Here is a 17,153-nt window from a genome sequence, read left to right on the forward strand (position 1 = left end):
TGGTCAAAACTGCAGGAGCTATCTGCAAAAATGCAGATATGGCTGTGTCCACTCGCTCATCGGGTCGCCAGCCCAGCGCCGATGACCTTCTCGTGTTGCTGGCTGTCGGGCGCTCGGGCCGCTATACCATCGCCGCGGAGGAGCTCGGCCTCAACCACACCACGATCTCGCGCCGCATCAACGCGCTCGAACAGTCAGTCGGCGGCCGGGTGCTGGCCAGGGTGGCCGGCGGATGGGAGCTGACCGACCTCGGGCGCGAGGCACTGTCGGCCGCCGAAGCCGTCGAGTCGGCGGTGCGCTCGTTGTCCGTTCACACCGGCGGCCAGCGCGCGCTCGAAGGCGTGGTCCGGATATCGGCGACCGACGGTTTCTCCGCCTACATCGCCGCACCCGCCGCCGCCAAGGTGCAACGGAACCATCCAAATGTCGCGGTGGAGATCGTCGCCGCGACCCGGCGCGCCACCCAACAACGATCCGGCCTCGACGTTGAAGTCGTCGTCGGGGAGCCGAAAGTTCACCGCGCCAAGGCGATCCGACTCGGCGACTACTGTCTTGGTCTCTACGGTGCACGTGATTACCTGGCCGACAACGGAACACCGGCGAACATCGCGGACCTCGCCCGCTATCCGCTGGTGTACTTCATCGACTCGATGCTGCAGGTCGACGACCTCGACGTCGCCACGAGCTTCGCGCCGACCATGCGCGAATCTGTGACGTCCACCAACGTGTTCGTGCATGTCGAGGCGACGCGGGCGTCGGCGGGCATCGGTCTGCTGCCGTGCTTCATGGCCGACCGGCACGACGATCTGGTGCGAGTGCTGCCCGACGAGGTGGCGGTGCGATTGACGTACTGGCTCGTCACGCGTGCCGAGACGTTGCGCAGACCCGAGGTCGCGGCCGTAGTCGATGCGATCCAGCAGCGAATGACCGAACAAGCCGACGTGCTCCTCGGCGGGCCAACTCCGCGTTGACCGCGATCCGGACCGCGCCCGACCTGCATCTACGTAGTAACTACGTAGCATAGTGATGCAACTGCTTCGACGAACGACGGGACAATACGCATGCGGCGGGTCTGGTGGACGACAGCGACCGTGATGACCATCGCCGCACTTGTCGTCGGGCTCGGTGCATGCAGCAGGTCGTCGCCGCCGCCACAGCCGCAGGCGATCATCGACAAGGGCACGCCGTACGGCGATCTGCTGATCCCGAAACTGCAGACGTCGGTCATCGACGGCGCCGTAGGCGTTGCGGTCGAATCACCTGTCACGGTGAGCGCCGAAGACGGCGTCCTTGGTCCGGTGACCCTCGTCAACGACGCGGGCCGGATGGTCGAGGGAGAACTGAGTCCCGACGGTCTCGTCTGGCGCTCGGCCGAGCCGCTGGGTTACAACAAGCAGTACACCCTGACCGCCGAAGCGTTGGGCCTCGGCGGCGCGACGCAGAGCAGCGCGACATTCGAAACCCACTCGCCCCGAAATCTGACGATGCCCTACGTCTTCCCCAAGGAGGGCGAAGTGGTGGGCGTCGGTCAACCGGTCGCGGTGCGGTTCGACGAGAACATCCCCGACCGATTCGCCGCGCAGCAGGCGATCACGGTCAAGACCGACCCCCCGGTCGAGGGCGCCTTCTACTGGGTGAACAGTCGCGAAGTCCGCTGGCGCCCAGCCGAATACTGGAAGCCCGGGACCAGGGTCGACATCAGCGTCGATACCTACGGTGTCGACCTGGGCGACGGACTGTTCGGCCAGGATGACGTGACGAGTCATTTCACGATCGGCGATGAGGTCATCGCGACCGCCGACGACGCCACCAAGACGATGACGGTGCGCATCAACGGCGAAATCGTGAAGTCGATGCCGATCTCCATGGGTAAGAACGCAACTCCGACCGACAACGGCACCTACATCATCGGCGACCGCTACTACTTCCTCGTCATGGACTCGTCGACGTACGGTGTTCCGGTCAATTCACCCGACGGATACCGCACCGAGGTCAACTGGGCGACCCAGATGTCCTACAGCGGAATCTATGTCCATTCGGCGCCGTGGTCCGTCGGCAGCCAGGGCCGCTCGAACGTCAGCCACGGTTGCCTGAACGTCAGCCCGCAGAACGCCGAGTGGTTCTACGAGAGCACCAAACGCGGCGACATCGTCGAGGTGGTCAACACCGTCGGCCCCACGCTGTCCGGCGTCGACGGACTCGGCGACTGGAACATCCCCTGGGAGCAGTGGAAGGCCGGAAACGCCGGGGTGTAGTGGTCGATCAGCGCTAGCGTCGAGGAATGCCGTTCATCGACCATCCGAAGGGGCGCGCGTATTACCGGCACTGGGCCGCCCCCGAGCCGCGTGCCGCGGTCGTCTTCCTGCACGGCTTCGGCGAACACACCGGGGTCTACCACCGCTACGGGTTCGCACTCAACGCCGCGGGAATCGACCTGTGGGCGGTCGACCAGTTCGGCCACGGACTCAGCCCGGGCGACCGCGGCGATTTCGGTTCGATCGAGCACAGCTCCGACCTGGCCGACACTCTCACCGAACTGGTAGAAGGCGAGCGACCTGGCGTGCCGCTGATCGCACAGGGCCATTCGTTCGGTTCGGTCGTGACCCTGTTCCGGCTGCTGGATCAACCCGACCGCTACCGGGCCGGAGTCATCTCCGGCGCTCCCCTAGTGCCGATCCCCGAACTCCTCGACACCGACACGGCGTTCGACCTCGAGCCCGGCTGGCTCTCGGCGGACCCCTTCTACGTCGATTCGCTCGAGAACGACCCCCTGGCGTTCGTCGGTGCCGATGGGACGTCGCTCGCCCGAGAGCTCGACAGGGCCTGGGACCGGTTCGGTGGGGAGCTGCCGAAACTGTCGGTGCCGACGCTGGCGGTGCACGGCGTCAACGACTCGATAGCACCGGTCGGGGCCGTCCGCGCCTATGCCGAGCAGATTGCGCCGCTGCGGCTCACCGAGTTCCCAGGCGGCCGCCACGACATTCTCAACGAGACGGTGCACCGTGAGGTGGCTCGGACAATCGTCGAATTCATCGAGACGGTGGGGCTAGGCTCTTCGTGATGATCAAGAAGGCATTCCTCGCGACCGTCGCCATTTGTGGCGCGGCGGTGGCGTTCGCCGTCCCCGCCGCCGCACAGCCAGGGCGTCCTCCGTGTGACCTTGCGCTCACCTTCATCTGCAACATCATCCCGACGGCGCCCGACCTCGATCACAATGTCGACCTCTCGACGCAGGTGCCGGTAGATCCGAACGCCCCGGACCCCGAATTGATGCCGCCGCTCGACCCGTGTTCGGCGGGCTGTATCTAGAGCATCATCGAGGTTGCATGGCCCGACCCCATGCGAGCGGGTTCAGGTTCCGAAACGGATCGTTCTCGCGCAGCTCCTGCAACTCGGCGAGCGTGGCTTGCAATGCGCTCTGTGCCTGCTCCTTGACCGTAGCGATCCACGTGTCGTTTCCGACGCGAGGTGGTCGCGAGGTATCGATTGGCGAGGCGAACCTTAGGTACATGCGCTGTGGTCGCGGTACCACGGTCGGACCCCAACCCCGCAGGATCGGGATACCGACTCCCGGAAGGCCGTGTAGACGCTCGCCGAGACCCCGGCTCCGTGTCTCCCAGGCCCCACCGCGTTCGACCAGGCTGGAAAAGACGTCGTCGCCGCCGACCAGCCCGACGGGCACGATCGGATAGTCGTGAGCGACCGCCAACCGGGCGAAGCCGCTGCGGCGTTCCCATTGCAGCGCGTACTCCTCCCCCTTGAACTTGAGCATGTCCCGGCCGCCTCCGGGGAACACGAGGACGGTCTCACCCCGTCGCATCAATTCCGCGCACGTGTCGGGATGACCCGGGACCGCGCCTGCGGCCTCCAGCACATCGCGCACAACACCTTTCGTCTCCCTCAGCTGCCTGTTGGCGAGGCCGCGAACCCGGACACCGAGTTCGCGGTGGACGAAGTAGGGAATCAGCACGATCTCGGCAGACCCGGACAGTGTGTGATTGCCGACGAGGAGAAACCTCCCGTCGCGCGGCAGGTTCTCCAGTCCATCGACATAGATCCGGCAGAGATCGATGACAGGAGCCAACCCATCGGCGACCGCGAAGATCGTTTTCTTCAGGGCCCGCACCCGGGTGGGTTCATCAACGAGGCGGTCGACGTCGGCGCCGGCTGAGCGGCTGTGTCGCACGGATTCCTTCTGCGTCGTCATGCCACCACTATAGCGACTGACTGACCAAATGGTGGAAATGGTCAGTTCGTTCAATCAGCTTCGCCATGCGAACCTGGTTCGCCGATATAGTCCGTTGGATGGCATCACCGTTCGACGAACTGCCGGAACAGAACTCCGGCACGGCGGCGCGAATCCTCACGGCGGCCAACGATCTCCTGCTCGGTCGCGGCGCGAGGGGGTTCAGCGTCGCCGATGTGGCCGCGCGAGCGCATGTCGGAAAAGGCACGGTGTATCTGTACTGGCCGACTAAAGAGGATCTGCTGATCGGGTTGGTCGGTCGAGCATTCCTGCGCGCCCTAGAGGATCTGATCGTGAAGTTCGAGGAGGAACCCGCTCTGGTTCGTCCTTCACGCTTCTGCCCGATGATGCTGCAGGTAGCGACCGGCCACCCGCTCATCGCCGCCTTACAGCGCCACGATGACGATCTCCTCGGCGTCCTTGCCGACCACCCCCGCTCTGTCGAGCTCAACGAAGCACTGGGGCCGAGTGCGGTACTGCGCGCGGCCCTGCCGCTCTGGCGTCAGCACGGGATGGCCCGGACCGACTGGGTTACCGCGGATCAGGCGTTCGCTGTGCAGGCACTCGTCACCGGTGTCACACATTCGCTGGTCACCGATTTCGTCGGTGCCGACCAGCGATTGAAGATCTTGGGCTCCGCCGTCACGGCGTTACTCGGACCCGAGCGCCCCAGCCAGAAAGGACTCCGTGCCGCGGCGACGGGCATCGTCGCCTTCCTCCGCGACGGTCAGGCCGCCGCGCTGCGGGTCATCGAATCTCGTCGGTAGGCGCGTGTCAGAGCCAGGTGTCGTCGGTGGTGGCGGTGAGAAACGCCTCGAGATCGTCGCGCCAATGCGCCGGGGTGTTCTTGTCCGGCTCGATTCCGGTGTACTGCCCCTTGTAGAACAACAGCGGGCGCGGTTTCTTGTGCGGCACGTCCGACAGCGAGTGCACCGCGCCGAACACCACGAGGTGATCGCCGCCGTCGTGCACCGAATGCACCGTGCAGTCGACGTGCGCCAGCGTGTCCTTGATGACCGGTGATCCGAGTTTCGAGAGATGCCAGTCGATTTCGGCGAACTTGTCCGGCTCCTTGGAGCCGAAGCGCGCCGAGACGTCTTTCTGTTTCTCGTGCAGCACGTTGACGCAGAAGTGCCCGCTGGACTCGATGGCCTTCCAGGATCGCGACACCTTCGTCGGGCAGAACAGCACCAGCGGAGGATCTAGCGACAGCGCCGCGAACGATTGGCATGCGAACCCGACGGGCTTTCCGTCGTGCATGGTGGTGATCACGGTGATGCCCGTACAGAACTGCCCCAGCACATTTCGGAATGTGCGGGGATCGATAGGCTCACCCACTACTTGAAGCCGATGCTGAAGTCGTGGCCCCACAGGCTGACGGCCGTGCTCTCCCTGGCGACCCAGTCGTCGTCGGTGACCTGCAGGCCTTCACAACCGAATTCGACGTCGAACCCGCCGGGTGTCTTCATGTAGAACGAGAGCATCTTGTCGTTGACGTGACGGCCCAGGGTGGCCGACATCGGGACCTTGCGGCGTAGCGCGCGGTCAAGGCACAGCCCGACGTCGTCGGCCTCGCCGACCTCGACCATCAAATGCACGATGCCGCTTGGTGTCTCACCGGGCATGAAGGCGAGGCTGTGGTGGCGAGGGTTGACGCCGAGGAAGCGCAGCCACGCCGGCGGGCCATCGGCGGGCCTGCCGACGAGCTGCGGAGGCAGCTTCATCGAGTCGCGCAGGAAGAAGCCGAGCACGTCGCGATAGAAGTGCAGTGTCTCCGCGTCGTCGCGCGTGGTGAGCACCACGTGACCGAGACCCTGCTCCTCGGTGATGAACTTGTGGCCGTACGGGCTGACGACGCGGCGGTGTTCCAGCGCGACCCCGTGGAAGACCTCGAGTGTGTTGCCCGAGGGATCGTCGAACGTGATCATCTCGTCGACGCGGCGCTCGGCGAGCTCGGCGGCCGATGCCTCTTTGTAGGGCGTCCCCTGGATGTCGAGGCGATTGCGGATCTCCTGCAGCGCCGCGGCATTCGCGGTCTCCCAACCGGACTGCAGCAGGCGGTCATGCTCGCCGGGAACAATGACCAGCCGCGCCGGGAACTCGTCCATCCGCAGGTACAGTGCGCCCTCGGTCTGACCGGATCCCTCGACCATGCCGAGCACCTTCAGGCCGTACTCGCGCCACGCCCCGACGTCGGTTGATTCGATGCGTAGATAACCCAATGACTTGATGCTCATGAGCCACCCCCGAGAAAATCAATAGTCAGCTTGTTGAACTCGTCGAACTTTTCCACCTGCGCCCAGTGCCCGCACTGTCCGAAGACGTGTAACTGAACCTTCGGAATCTGCTTGAGCGCCATCAGCGCCCCGTCGAGCGGGTTCACCCGGTCCTCACGGCCCCAGATCAGCAGCACCCGCTGGCGCAGCTTGTAGACCTCGCGCCACATCATGCCGAGCTCGAAGTCCGCACCCGCGAACGACTTACCCATCGCACGGGCGGCGGCCAGCGATTCGGGCCGGCTCGCGATCTCGAACCGCTCGTCGATCAGCTCGGGCGTGACGAGGTTCTGGTCGAAGACCATGATGCGCAGAAACTTTTCCATGTTCTCGCGCGTCGGCTCGGCGGTGAACTTGCCGAGCAGCCGCACGCCCTCGGTGGGATCCGGTGCGAACAGGTTCACCGACAAGCCGCCCGGGCCCATCAGCACCAGCCGCCCGGCGCGCCTGCCGTTGTCGAGCGCGAACCGCACCGCGGTCCCACCGCCGAGCGAATTGCCGACCAGGTCGGCGCTTTCGATCCCGAGATGGTCGAACAGGTTCAGCAACGCGGTCGCGCTGTAGCGGTTGTACTGCTCGTGCTCGGTGTGCTTGTCCGAGTGTCCATATCCCGGCTGATCGACAGCGAGCACGTGGAAGTGGCGGGCCAACACCGCGATGTTGCGACCGAAGTTCGACCAGCTCGACGCGCCCGGTCCCCCGCCGTGCAGCAGCACGACCGTCTTCTCGTTGCCGACACCCGCCTCGTGGTAGTGCAGGCGCATGTCATCACGAACCTGCGCAAAACGCGACGTCGACTCGAACGTGATCTCTTGCTGCTGAGCAGCTTCGGCAGCGAAGGAGGTCATCTGGCCTTCCCAGTTAAACCATCGTGTCCTGCGGTGGCAGGCCGAACTCGTTGTTCCCGAAGATCAGGTATGCCCGCTCCGGCTCGTTGGCGGCGTGCACGCGGCCGGCGTGCGCGTCGCGCCAGAAGCGCTGCACCGGCTGATCGGAGTTCAGCGCGGTCGCGCCGGAGGCCTCGAAGAGCAGGTCGATCGACGAGATGGCGCGGGCGGTGGCGCGGACCTGGTCGCGACGGGCCCGCGCCCGCAGCTCGAACGGAATCTCTTTGCCCGCCTTCAACAGTTCATGCTCGTCGCGAACATTGCCGATGAGCTGACGCCAACCGGCGTCGATATCGCTCGCCGCCTCGGCGATCCGGATCTTGGCGAATGGGTCGTCCTTGGACTTCTCGCCGGCGAACGCCGCGCGGACGCGCTTGCCCTGGTGTTCGACGTGGGCATCGTAGGCGCCGTAGGCCATTCCCATGATGGGCGCCGAGATCGTCGTGGGATGCATGGTGCCCCAAGGCATCTTGTACACCGGCGCGGTGTTGTTCTCCAGCCCACCGGCGGTGCGGTCGTTCATCGCCTTGTAGGACAGGAAGCGGTGCCGCGGGACGAACACGTCCTTGACCTTGAGGGTGTTGCTTCCGGTGCCCTTGAGCCCTACGACATGCCAGACGTCGTCGATCTCGTAGTCCGAACGCGGAATGAGGAAGCTGCCGAAGTCGACCGGCTTGCCGTCCTTGATCACCGGACCGCCGACGAACGTCCACGTGGCATGGTCGCAGCCCGAGGACCAGTGCCACGCGCCGTTGACGATGTAGCCGCCGTCGACCACCGTGCCCGCCCCCATCGGCGCGTACGACGAGGAGATCCGCACGGCCGGATCGTCGCCCCAGACCTCCTCCTGCGCCCGCTGGTCGAACAGGGCGAGGTGCCAGTTGTGGACGCCGATGATCGAGCTGACCCATCCGGTCGATCCGCAGGCGCTCGCGATGCGGCGGACGGCCTCGTAAAAGACCGTCGGATCGCACTGCAGGCCGCCCCACTGCTCGGGCTGCAGAAGCTTGAAGAACCCGGCCTCGTTGAGCTCAGCGACGGTCTCGTCGGGCAACCGCCGTAGTTCCTCGGCCGCCTGCGCCCGCTTTGCGATGAGCGGCAGCAGATCGTCGATGCCGGCTAGGACCGACTGCACGTCACGCTGTTCAATATTGTCGATGGATGTCACAGACCGTCGCCTTCCGGAGTATGGGCCTAGATGAAGATTAGAACACGTTACGATTTGTGTCGAGAAGGGCCTTGCTGCGGCGGCTGGACCTGGGGACATGCATTTCTGTAACCTGTTCTAGTTATTGGCCAGTAATATTTCGCGAGGAAGGGTGAACGGTGACGGACGAGCCGCTCGGAAGCCACGTGCTCGAGCTGGAGCTGACCGACGTCGTCGAGGAGACCACCGACGCGCGTTCGCTGGTTTTCAGGGTCCCGGACGGCCCCGACTCAGCAGATGTCCCGGCCGACCGGTTGCGCTACTCGCCGGGTCAATTCCTGACGCTGCGGGTGCCCAGCGAGCGCACCGGCTCGGTGGCGCGCTGCTACTCGCTGTGCAGTTCACCGTTCACCGACGACCCGCTGACCGTGACCGTCAAGCGCACCGCGGACGGATACGCGTCGAACTGGCTGTGTGACAACGCGCACGCCGGCATGAAGATGCACGTGCTGGCACCGTCGGGCACCTTCGTACCCAAGACCCTCGACACCGATTTCTTGCTCATGGGCGCCGGCAGCGGCATCACACCGATGATGTCGATCTGCAAGTCGGCCCTCGCCGAGGGCAGCGGCAAGGTCGTGCTCATCTATGCCAACGAGAACGAGAACTCGGTGATCTTCCACGCCGCGCTGCGCGACCTGTCGGCCAAGTACCCCGATCGGCTCACTGTCGTGCACTGGCTCGTCAGCGTGCAGGGATTGCCGAGCGCGGCGGCGTTGGCCGGCTTGGCCGAGCCGTATGCCGGACACGACGCGTACATCTGCGGCCCGGGTCCCTTCATGGTCGCGGCCGAAGAAGCGCTCAAGTCCCTCGGCGCGCAACGCATCCACATCGAGGTGTTCAAGTCACTGGATTCCGACCCGTTCTCCGCGGTGGTCATCGAGGAAGACGACAGCGATGAGGGGCCGGCCACCGCGGTCGTCACGCTCGACGGTGAGAAGCATGAGATCACGTGGCCGCGCAAGGCGAAGCTGCTCGACGTACTGCTTGACAAGGGCCTCGATGCGCCGTTCTCGTGTCGAGAGGGCCACTGCGGCGCGTGCGCGGTACTGAAGAAGAGCGGCGACGTCGAGATGGAAATCAATGACGTGCTCGAGCAGTCCGACCTCGACGAGGGTCTGATCCTGGGCTGCCAAGCGCTGCCGCGATCCGATTCGGTCGAAGTCACTTACGACGAGTAACCCGCAGGCTACGATGCGCGCACCGAAGGGAGCATCTCTGTGATGAAGCGGTTGGCCGGCGCGTTCGTGGCGATCTCGGCGACAGTGCTGACACTGGCGACCATCACACCGACAGCCGTGTCTTCGGCTGCGCTGGACACGGCGGACTCGTCGATTCCCGTCAACCCGGTGGACACGCTGCAGATGCGTGTGACGGCCAATTGCATTGCAGCCGAGGCGAGATGCTTGTTCGACACCGTCGCAAACCTGCGCACACCGAACGGTGTGGTCGGGTTTCCCGGTGATCTGTACGCCCGGCAGAACGTGACGCTGCGCACGATGGACCGCTCCGTCTACATCAATTCGAACGTCGCGACCCCGAACACCCGGATCTTCAAATCGTTGACCGACAACGAGATCTCGACGGTCTACTTCGGCGGCGGACCGCCGGACAGGGTGGCCCTGCACGGCGTCGCATGGCCCATCGACTCCTACACCGGCCGTCCGCGTACCGACGTTCCGCTGATCGTGTGCTCCTACATCCAGGTGGTGTACGCCGGTGTCAACCTGACGTCACCCAACGCCTGTGCGCAGGCCGCGTTCTCTTAGCAACCTAGCGGGGTAGGCCGAGCAGTCTTTCGCCCGCCATGGTGAGCAGAATCTGCTCGGTTCCGCCTGCGATCGTCAGGCAGCGGGTGTTCAAGAAGTCGAAGACGGTCTTGTTGTCGACGACGCCCGCGCCCTCGGACAGTTCCATCCTCAGTTCGGACAGCGCCTGCCGGTAGCGCACGCCGATGAGCTTGCGCACGCTGGCCTGCGGACCCGGATCTTGGCCCCCCACAGCGAGTTCCGCGATCTTCTGATCCAGCAGCGAGCCGACCTGGGCCGCCAGGATCAGCGAGCCGAGCTGGTGCTGTCCGGTCGAATCGAGATCGAGATCGGCGACCTGACGCAACAACTCCTCCATCGGGTTGCCCAGCGCGGTGCCATGTGCCATCGCCACCCGCTCGTTGGCCAGCGTCGTGCGCGCCAGCCGCCAGCCGTCGTTGACCGGGCCGACCACCATCTCGTCGGGCACGAAGACCTCGTCGAAGAACACTTCGTTGAACAGATTGTCGCCGGTGATCTCACGCAGCGGACGGATGTCGATGCCCGCCGACTTCATGTCGACGAGGAAATAGGTGATGCCCTTGTGCTTGGGCGCGTCCGGATCGGTGCGGGCCAGGCACACCCCCCATGCCGCCTTGTGGGCCGCCGACGTCCACACCTTCTGTCCGGTGAGCTTCCAGCCCCCGTCGGCTCGTACTGCCTTGGTCCGCAGCGCTGCCAGATCGGACCCAGCGCCGGGCTCACTGAACAGCTGGCACCACAGGAACTCGCCGCGCAGCGTGGCGGGGACGAACTGCTCGATCTGCTCGGGAGAGCCGTGCTCGAGAATCGTGGGCACCGCCCACCATCCGATCACCAGATCCGGGCGAACCACCTCGGCCTTGGCCAGCTCCTGATCGATCAGCAACTGTTCGGCCGGGCCGGCCTCGCGGCCGTGCGGACGCGGCCAGTGCGGCGCCAGCAGTCCGGAATCGGCCAACGCAACCTGCCGCTTCTCCGCGGGCTGCGCGGCGACTTCGGCTACCGCAGAAGCGATTTCGGGGCGCAGATGCTCCACCGATTCGAGGTCGATCTTCAGATCGCGGCGCACACCCTGCTGAGTGAGTGTCGCGACACGGCGCAGCCACTTGTCTGCGCCACCGAGGAAATGCGCGATGCCGTACGCGCGCCGCAGATACAGATGCGCGTCGTGCTCCCACGTGATCCCGATGCCGCCGAGCACCTGAATGCAGTCCTTGGCGTTGGCTTTCGCGGCGTCGATTCCGGCGGCCGCAGCCACTGCGACGGCGATGGAGAGCTGCTGCTCGTCATCCTCGGCCACCGCCCTGGCCGCGTCCGCCGCGGCCACCGAAGCCTGCTCGGAGCGCAGCAGCATCTCGGCACACATGTGCTTGATGGCCTGGAAACTGCCGATCGGCTTGCCGAACTGCTCGCGCACCTTCGCGTACTCCGTCGCGGTCTGCAGTGCCCAGCGCGCCAGCCCCGCGGCCTCGGCGGCCAGCACCGTGGCAGCCAGATCGGCGAAACGTTGCGGCGACGTCGACAGCTTTACCGCAGGTGCGGCGTCCAGCACGACACGCGCCAGCGGCCGCGAGAAGTCGGTCGGGGTCAGCGGTTCGACGGTGACCCCGTCGGCAGATGCGTCGATCAGCACAACGGAGTCCGCAGCGGGCAGCACCAAAATCCCGGCCGGATCGGCTCCGAGCACGTAATCGGCGGTACCGGATGCGTGCGCGCCGTCGAATTCGATGTTGGCCGTCAGCGTGGCACCCGCAACGCGCTCACCGGCTATCAGCAACTCCAGGATGTCGGCCTGCTCGACCAGCAAAGTGGCCAGTGCCGTAGTCGCGACCGGACCGGGGACCAGGGCTGCGGCGGCCTCGTCGACCATCGCACACAGATCCTCGACGGTGCCGTCGGCGCCGCCTTTCTCCTCGGACAGCGCGACACCGAAGAGGCCGAGTTGGGCCAGTCCGTCGTAGGCTGAACGCCACGCGTCCGGCTGGCCCGCCTCGACCTTCCTGGCCGCCTCGGAGGGGCCTGAAGCAGCTGCCCAGCTACGGACCAGTTCGCGCGCGGCAAACTGCTCGTCGGTCATTGTGGCTGACACCGTCTGCTCCTAGCGTTTGGGTGAGAAGTCCATGCTTCCCACTAGAACGTGTTCTAATAGTGCCAGCGATCGACCGTCAAGTCGACCGCCATAGCAGCAGGACACGTCGGTGCCGCGGCGTTTCTGAAGTGAGAAAATGTAGTTCGGCATGCGTATCGTTTTCGGCGATACCCGTGCGGAGAAGGAGTAGTCGAACAGATGTCCGGCCTGTCACAGCCAAACCAGGGATCGGGGTCGGATTCGCGACCGCCCCAGGTGATGACCGTGGCGGTGTTGGCCGAGTCCGAACTGGGATCCGAAGCCCAGCGGGAGCGCCGCAAGCGAATCCTGGACGCTACCCTGGCCATCGCCTCCAAGGGTGGTTACGAGGCGGTCCAGATGCGCGCGGTCGCGGAACGGGCGGATGTGGCGGTAGGCACGCTGTATCGCTACTTCCCTTCGAAGGTGCACCTGCTCGTCTCGGCGCTGGGCCGGGAATTCGAGCGCATCGACGCCAAGACCGACCGTGCCACCATCGTCGGAGGCACCCCCTACCAGCGACTGAACGTCATGGTCGGCAAGCTCAACCGCTCGATGCAGCGCAATCCGCTGTTGACCGAGGCGATGACACGGGCATTCGTATTCGCCGACGCCTCGGCGGCGGGTGAGGTCGACCACGTCGGCAAGCTGATGGACTCGATGTTCGCCCGCGCCATGAGCGACGGCGAGCCGACCGAGGACCAGTACCACATCGCGCGCGTCATCTCTGACGTCTGGCTTTCGAACCTGCTGGCCTGGCTGACGCGGCGGGCGTCGGCGACCGATGTCGCCAAGCGTCTGGATCTCGCCGTGCGGCTTCTGATCGGCGACGGCGAGCACCCTAAGATCTAGGCGTGCTCCCGGTCGAACTGCAGCGCGCGCTCGATACGGTTTGCCGGGTTCCCCGGTTACTGGTCACCTGTGATTTCGACGGCACCCTCGCACCCATCGTCAGCAACCCGGCCGACGCTCGGATGCTGCCCGATGCGGCCACCGCGTTGACCGCGCTCGCCGAACTGCCCGACACCGACGTGGCCCTGATATCCGGACGGGCGCTCGGCGTGCTGCGATCGTTGTCGAGGATGCCGGCATCCGTTCATCTGGTCGGCAGCCACGGGGCCGAGTTCGACACCGGGTTCGCCCACGACATCGACGAGGCTCTGCTGACGCGAATCATTGCCGAGCTGAACGAGATTGCAGCGGACAAGCCAGGCGTGACTGTGGAGACCAAGCCGGCATCGGTCGCCCTGCACGTCCGCAATGCCAGTCCGGCCGACGGAGAGGCGGCGTTGGAGCAGGCCCGCCTGGCCTCGGAGAGCTGGGACGCGCACGCCACCGCGGGCAAGGCGGTGCTGGAGTTCGCCGTGATCCAGACCGACAAGGGCGAGGCGGTCGACATACTGCGCGACCAGAACTCCTCCACAGCGGTGGTCTTTCTCGGGGACGATGTCACCGACGAGAAGGCGTTCGCGCGGATGCGAGACGGCGACATCGGCGTCAAGGTCGGACCCGGTGACACAGCAGCGGGCTTTCGCATCGGATCGCCTGACGATGTCGCAGAAGCATTGGCGTACCTGCTGAATGCACGTGCTCACCGCTGACGAGCTGAAAGCCCGCACGGCACGAGCGGTTTCGGCCGCGACCGCGGCGGGTCGCGGCCTCGGACTGGAGGTCTCCCAGCCGCGTGTCCTCTATGACGCTTTTTCCGTGATCGTTCATCTTGCTCCGGTACCCGTCGTCGTCCGAGTGCCCACGGTGCTGCCACCGTCCTATTCGGCGACCCCGGAAACCCAGACCGCGCAGCAGCGTCGCGAACTCGCCGTGACGGGTTGGCTGGCCGACCGCGGCCATCCGGTGGTGCCCCCGAGTCCTTTGGTGCCGCGTGAACCCGTTCGGCGCGACGGCTTCTCGATGACCTTCTGGCAGTTGATCGACGAAGTCCCCGACGCGAGCACGAACATCATGCGCCGTATCGAGCAGACCGCACACCTGCACGCCGCATTGCGCTGCTACGACGGCGATCTTGGCTTCTGGGCACCGTTCGCAACCTATATCCCCGACGGGCTGGCCGCATTGGAGCGCATGCCCGAGCTGCTGTCCGCCGCCGATCTTGAACGGGCGCAACGGGAATGGTCCGTGATCGCGCCGGTGCTGACGTCACCACACGCATTCGAACAGACTTTTCCCGGGGCCGGCATTCAGCCCATTCACGGTGACGCGCCCTCCTACAACATGATCAGCACACAAGACGGGGACCTGTGGTCGGACTTCGAACTCGTCACCCTTGGTGCGATCGAATCAGACCTCGCGATGGTGGGACCCGAAGGAATTTCGGCCTACAACGCGGCCGCCACGGCCGCGGGCCTTCGTCCCGTCGACGAACGGGTGTTGCGGGTCACCGAGGCGGCAGGCCGCCTGGCGGCAGCTGCGGCGCTGGCGATGGTGCCGCAATTGCCGATGCTGGCCGATGGTTTGACGCCGACACTCGACGAGTGGCGCGTCAGCCCGCCGATCACCGAGGTCTAGGCGGGCGGACCCGACGTGCGGCCGCGCACCACCTGGGTCTCGAGCACCTCGATCACCGGCAAGCCGGAGCGCGGCGGGTTGTGCAGCAGCCGGCCCGCGCGTCTGCCCTTTTCCATGCTCGGCTGAACCACCGTCGTCAGGCCGCGCCGCAACGCCTCGGGTACGCCGTCGAAGCCGGTCACCGTCATCTGACCGGGAACGTAGACACCCTTCGCCCGCAAGTGATCCATCGCCGACAGCGCCAGCACGTCGGCCGTGCACATCAGAGCGGTGATGCGTGGGTTCTCGTGGAGTGCCACCTCGGCGGCCGCCCCACCGGACGTCGGCAGGTGTTCATAGCTCTCGACCACGGTCAGCGACGCCGGGTCGAGGCCCGCGGCGGTCATCGCGTCGTATACGCCGTGAATGCGCTCGCGCTGGACGTGGAAATGCGGAGTCTGGACTCGGTCGGGGTCCGCCAATGCCGCCTCCGGTCCCCCATGCGGCCAGTCGCGTCCCAGTCGCATCGTCAGCAGGCCGATCTCCCGGTGGCCAAGGCCCACAACATGTTCGGCGAGTTGGCGCATGCCTTCGCGGTCGTCGATACACACCCGCGAGGTGCCAGGCGCATCCTTAGGCTGGTCGACGACGACGATCGGGAGGTGCCGCTGCTGCACCACCGATAGATAGGGATCGTCGTCGGAAGCCGAGTACACCACGAACCCGTCCACCCCAGCCGCCAGGACGGCGGCCGAACCGTCGTCGAGGCTGCGCTTCGGACCGATCGCCACGAGCAGCAGTCCCTGCCCGGCCTCTTCGCACGACTCCGCGAGGCCGGCGACGAAGTCGAGCGCGGCGGGATCGCTGAACGAGTAGTTGAGGGGTTCGGTGATCATCAACCCGACCGCCCCTGCCTTGCGAGTGCGCAACGACCGGGCCACCGGGTCCGGTCCCGGGTAGCCCAGCTGCTTAGCGGTGGCCAGTACGCGGTCACGCAGATCGGCCGACAGCTGATCCGGCCGGTTGTAGGCGTTGGAGATGGTGGTCCGCGAGACCTTCAGCTCGGCGGCCAACGAGGCCAGAGTCGCCCGGCGCCGGGGCGCTGGACTCCTGGACATGATGTGACGTTAGCCGATGAATTTGCGTTACCCGGGATGCCGTGGGCTAGAGTTATTGGAAACGGTTTTCATTTCTGTTCAGAGGCTTACGGGAGATGCCATGCGTGCCAGCTTTGCGGCGATGACGGCGGTGGTGGTTGCGATCGGCGCCGCCGGATGCAGTCAGCGGGAATCGGTGCAATCCGATGCCGGCACCGCGTCCGTCGTGGCGTCCACCGATGTCTGGGGCAGCGTGGCCAGCGCTGTCACCGGCGACCATGCTTCCGTGACGTCGATCGTGAACGGGACCGTCGCCGATCCGCACTCGTTCGAGGCCAGCCCCGCCGACACCGCGACGCTCACCGACGCCTCGCTGGTCGTCTTCAACGGCGGCGACTACGACCACTGGGTCGAGCACGTGCTCGAAGAACATCCGGACGTGCCGAGCGTCAGCGGATATTCGGCCTACGCACTGCTACCACCCTCGTCGCAGCCTCCGAACGAGCACGTCTTCTACGACCCGGCCACCGCCAAGGCCGTCGCCGCGCAGATCGCCGAACGACTGTCGACGATCGACTCCGCCAACGCCGACGCCTACCGCGCCAACGCCGCGACGTTCGGCGCCAAGGCCGACGAGATCCTGACGCTCGAGCGCGCAATCGGCCAGGAGCATCCGGGGGCCTCCGTCGTCGCGACCGAGCCCGTCGCACACTACCTGCTGGTCAATGCCGGTATCACCGACAAGACTCCAGAGGGCTTCGCCAACGCGATCGAGGAGGACACCGACCCGTCCCCCGCGGACCTGGCCGCGATGCTCGACATGATCAACGCTCGGCAGGTGTCCGCGTTGCTGTACAACCCGCAGACCGAGACCGCGGTCACCAAGCAGCTTGCCGACGCTGCCAACCGCGCCTCGATACCCGTCGTGAACGTGACGGAGACCCTGCCCGATGGCACCGACTACCTGACCTGGCAGCGCCAAACCGCCGAACAGCTGGCGAGCCAGTTGGATAAGGCGCCACAGGCGAACAGATAATC

18 protein-coding genes are annotated in these 17,153 nt (G+C 65.7%); 11 read left to right on the forward strand and 7 right to left on the reverse strand.

Annotation, left to right across the window (positions count from 1 at the left end):
- Window positions 1–38: 38 nt before the first annotated feature.
- From G6N42_RS19165 to G6N42_RS19180, 4 genes are all read left to right on the forward strand, one after another.
- Window positions 39–971: a LysR family transcriptional regulator gene (locus tag G6N42_RS19165; protein WP_232076195.1), complete on the forward strand. Its 933-nt coding sequence runs from the start codon at window positions 39–41 to the stop codon at window positions 969–971.
- A 90-nt stretch (window positions 972–1,061) separates the two neighbouring features.
- Complete coding sequence (locus tag G6N42_RS19170) at window positions 1,062–2,255, forward strand: L,D-transpeptidase (RefSeq protein ID WP_163731446.1); 1,194 nt, start codon at window positions 1,062–1,064, stop codon at window positions 2,253–2,255.
- A gap of 26 nt (window positions 2,256–2,281) precedes the next feature.
- Window positions 2,282–3,061: an alpha/beta fold hydrolase gene (locus G6N42_RS19175; RefSeq protein WP_163731449.1), complete on the forward strand. Its 780-nt coding sequence runs from the start codon at window positions 2,282–2,284 to the stop codon at window positions 3,059–3,061.
- Entirely contained in the window at window positions 3,061–3,309 is a 249-nt protein-coding gene (locus tag G6N42_RS19180) for a fibronectin-binding protein (protein ID WP_163731452.1), read from the forward strand. Before G6N42_RS19175 ends, G6N42_RS19180 begins: the two co-directional genes overlap by 1 nt.
- Window positions 3,310–3,313: 4 nt before the next feature.
- Here G6N42_RS19180 and G6N42_RS19185 read toward each other — a convergent pair whose 3' ends face one another.
- On the reverse strand, window positions 3,314–4,207 hold the full coding sequence (locus tag G6N42_RS19185; RefSeq protein ID WP_163731455.1) for a lysophospholipid acyltransferase family protein: 894 nt from the start codon (window positions 4,205–4,207) through the stop codon (window positions 3,314–3,316).
- Between the two features lie 98 nt (window positions 4,208–4,305).
- Between G6N42_RS19185 and G6N42_RS19190 the strand changes: the two genes are divergently transcribed.
- Window positions 4,306–5,013 carry a TetR/AcrR family transcriptional regulator gene (locus G6N42_RS19190; RefSeq protein ID WP_163731459.1) on the forward strand — a complete coding sequence of 236 codons (708 nt, stop codon included), beginning with the start codon at window positions 4,306–4,308 and terminating at the stop codon, window positions 5,011–5,013.
- A 7-nt stretch (window positions 5,014–5,020) separates the two neighbouring features.
- Here G6N42_RS19190 and hsaB read toward each other — a convergent pair whose 3' ends face one another.
- From hsaB to hsaA, 4 genes are read right to left on the reverse strand one after another with little or no spacing between them, the layout of a single operon-like run.
- Window positions 5,021–5,584 (reverse strand): 3-hydroxy-9,10-secoandrosta-1,3,5(10)-triene-9,17-dione monooxygenase reductase subunit, encoded by a 564-nt coding sequence (hsaB, locus tag G6N42_RS19195; protein WP_163731462.1) that lies wholly within the window; start codon window positions 5,582–5,584, stop codon window positions 5,021–5,023.
- Window positions 5,584–6,483, reverse strand: a complete 900-nt coding sequence (gene hsaC, locus G6N42_RS19200; RefSeq protein ID WP_163731465.1) for an iron-dependent extradiol dioxygenase HsaC — start codon at window positions 6,481–6,483, stop codon at window positions 5,584–5,586. The genes hsaB and hsaC overlap by 1 nt, the downstream gene beginning before the upstream one ends.
- The gene (hsaD, locus tag G6N42_RS19205; RefSeq protein WP_163731468.1) at window positions 6,480–7,370 is read right to left on the reverse strand and encodes a 4,5:9,10-diseco-3-hydroxy-5,9,17-trioxoandrosta-1(10),2-diene-4-oate hydrolase; all 891 of its coding nucleotides are present in this window, start codon (window positions 7,368–7,370) and stop codon (window positions 6,480–6,482) included. Before hsaD ends, hsaC begins: the two co-directional genes overlap by 4 nt.
- A 13-nt stretch (window positions 7,371–7,383) precedes the next feature.
- Window positions 7,384–8,568: a 3-hydroxy-9,10-secoandrosta-1,3,5(10)-triene-9,17-dione monooxygenase oxygenase subunit gene (gene hsaA, locus G6N42_RS19210; RefSeq protein ID WP_163737812.1), complete on the reverse strand. Its 1,185-nt coding sequence runs from the start codon at window positions 8,566–8,568 to the stop codon at window positions 7,384–7,386.
- Between the two features lie 167 nt (window positions 8,569–8,735).
- Between hsaA and G6N42_RS19215 the strand changes: the two genes are divergently transcribed.
- Both G6N42_RS19215 and G6N42_RS19220 read left to right on the forward strand, forming a co-directional pair.
- Window positions 8,736–9,797: a ferredoxin--NADP reductase gene (locus G6N42_RS19215; protein WP_163731471.1), complete on the forward strand. Its 1,062-nt coding sequence runs from the start codon at window positions 8,736–8,738 to the stop codon at window positions 9,795–9,797.
- A 42-nt stretch (window positions 9,798–9,839) separates the two neighbouring features.
- The gene (locus G6N42_RS19220; protein WP_163731474.1) at window positions 9,840–10,385 is read left to right on the forward strand and encodes a hypothetical protein; all 546 of its coding nucleotides are present in this window, start codon (window positions 9,840–9,842) and stop codon (window positions 10,383–10,385) included.
- A 4-nt stretch (window positions 10,386–10,389) separates the two neighbouring features.
- Here G6N42_RS19220 and G6N42_RS19225 read toward each other — a convergent pair whose 3' ends face one another.
- A complete protein-coding gene (locus tag G6N42_RS19225; RefSeq protein WP_174262276.1) occupies window positions 10,390–12,483 on the reverse strand; it encodes an acyl-CoA dehydrogenase family protein in 2,094 nt (697 codons plus the stop codon).
- 276 nt (window positions 12,484–12,759) lie between these two features.
- Here G6N42_RS19225 and kstR point away from each other — a divergent pair, with 276 nt between their 5' ends.
- From kstR to G6N42_RS19240, 3 genes are read left to right on the forward strand one after another with little or no spacing between them, the layout of a single operon-like run.
- A complete protein-coding gene (kstR, locus tag G6N42_RS19230; protein WP_163737815.1) occupies window positions 12,760–13,365 on the forward strand; it encodes a cholesterol catabolism transcriptional regulator KstR in 606 nt (201 codons plus the stop codon).
- Window positions 13,366–13,367: 2 nt separating this feature from the next.
- Window positions 13,368–14,114, forward strand: a complete 747-nt coding sequence (gene otsB / locus G6N42_RS19235) for a trehalose-phosphatase (protein WP_163731479.1) — start codon at window positions 13,368–13,370, stop codon at window positions 14,112–14,114.
- Entirely contained in the window at window positions 14,101–15,039 is a 939-nt protein-coding gene (locus G6N42_RS19240) for a phosphotransferase (RefSeq protein WP_163731482.1), read from the forward strand. The genes otsB and G6N42_RS19240 overlap by 14 nt, the downstream gene beginning before the upstream one ends.
- On the opposite strand, the gene G6N42_RS19245 is transcribed toward G6N42_RS19240, so the two are convergent.
- Entirely contained in the window at window positions 15,036–16,136 is a 1,101-nt protein-coding gene (locus G6N42_RS19245; RefSeq protein WP_163731485.1) for an Rv3575c family transcriptional regulator, read from the reverse strand. The genes G6N42_RS19240 and G6N42_RS19245 overlap by 4 nt on opposite strands.
- Window positions 16,137–16,236: 100 nt before the next feature.
- On the opposite strand from G6N42_RS19245, the gene G6N42_RS19250 reads away from it, so the two are divergent.
- Entirely contained in the window at window positions 16,237–17,151 is a 915-nt protein-coding gene (locus G6N42_RS19250; RefSeq protein ID WP_163731488.1) for a metal ABC transporter solute-binding protein, Zn/Mn family, read from the forward strand.
- Window positions 17,152–17,153 lie beyond the last annotated feature (2 nt).

The organism is Mycobacterium gallinarum, assembly GCF_010726765.1.
GTDB classification, from domain to species: domain Bacteria; phylum Actinomycetota; class Actinomycetes; order Mycobacteriales; family Mycobacteriaceae; genus Mycobacterium; species Mycobacterium gallinarum.

Coding starts and splice junctions, on each gene's coding strand:
- G6N42_RS19175 (WP_163731449.1), top strand. CDS start 2,282: ATGCCGTTCATCGACCATCCGAAGGGGCGCGCGTATTACCGGCACTGG.
- G6N42_RS19250 (WP_163731488.1), top strand. CDS start 16,237: ATGCGTGCCAGCTTTGCGGCGATGACGGCGGTGGTGGTTGCGATCGGC.
- G6N42_RS19180 (WP_163731452.1), top strand. CDS start 3,061: ATGATCAAGAAGGCATTCCTCGCGACCGTCGCCATTTGTGGCGCGGCG.
- G6N42_RS19185 (WP_163731455.1), bottom strand. CDS start 4,207: ATGACGACGCAGAAGGAATCCGTGCGACACAGCCGCTCAGCCGGCGCC.
- G6N42_RS19225 (WP_174262276.1), bottom strand. CDS start 12,483: ATGACCGACGAGCAGTTTGCCGCGCGCGAACTGGTCCGTAGCTGGGCA.
- G6N42_RS19190 (WP_163731459.1), top strand. CDS start 4,306: ATGGCATCACCGTTCGACGAACTGCCGGAACAGAACTCCGGCACGGCG.
- hsaC (WP_163731465.1), bottom strand. CDS start 6,483: ATGAGCATCAAGTCATTGGGTTATCTACGCATCGAATCAACCGACGTC.
- G6N42_RS19170 (WP_163731446.1), top strand. CDS start 1,062: ATGCGGCGGGTCTGGTGGACGACAGCGACCGTGATGACCATCGCCGCA.
- G6N42_RS19165 (WP_232076195.1), top strand. CDS start 39: ATGGCTGTGTCCACTCGCTCATCGGGTCGCCAGCCCAGCGCCGATGAC.
- G6N42_RS19220 (WP_163731474.1), top strand. CDS start 9,840: ATGAAGCGGTTGGCCGGCGCGTTCGTGGCGATCTCGGCGACAGTGCTG.
- hsaD (WP_163731468.1), bottom strand. CDS start 7,370: ATGACCTCCTTCGCTGCCGAAGCTGCTCAGCAGCAAGAGATCACGTTC.
- G6N42_RS19245 (WP_163731485.1), bottom strand. CDS start 16,136: ATGTCCAGGAGTCCAGCGCCCCGGCGCCGGGCGACTCTGGCCTCGTTG.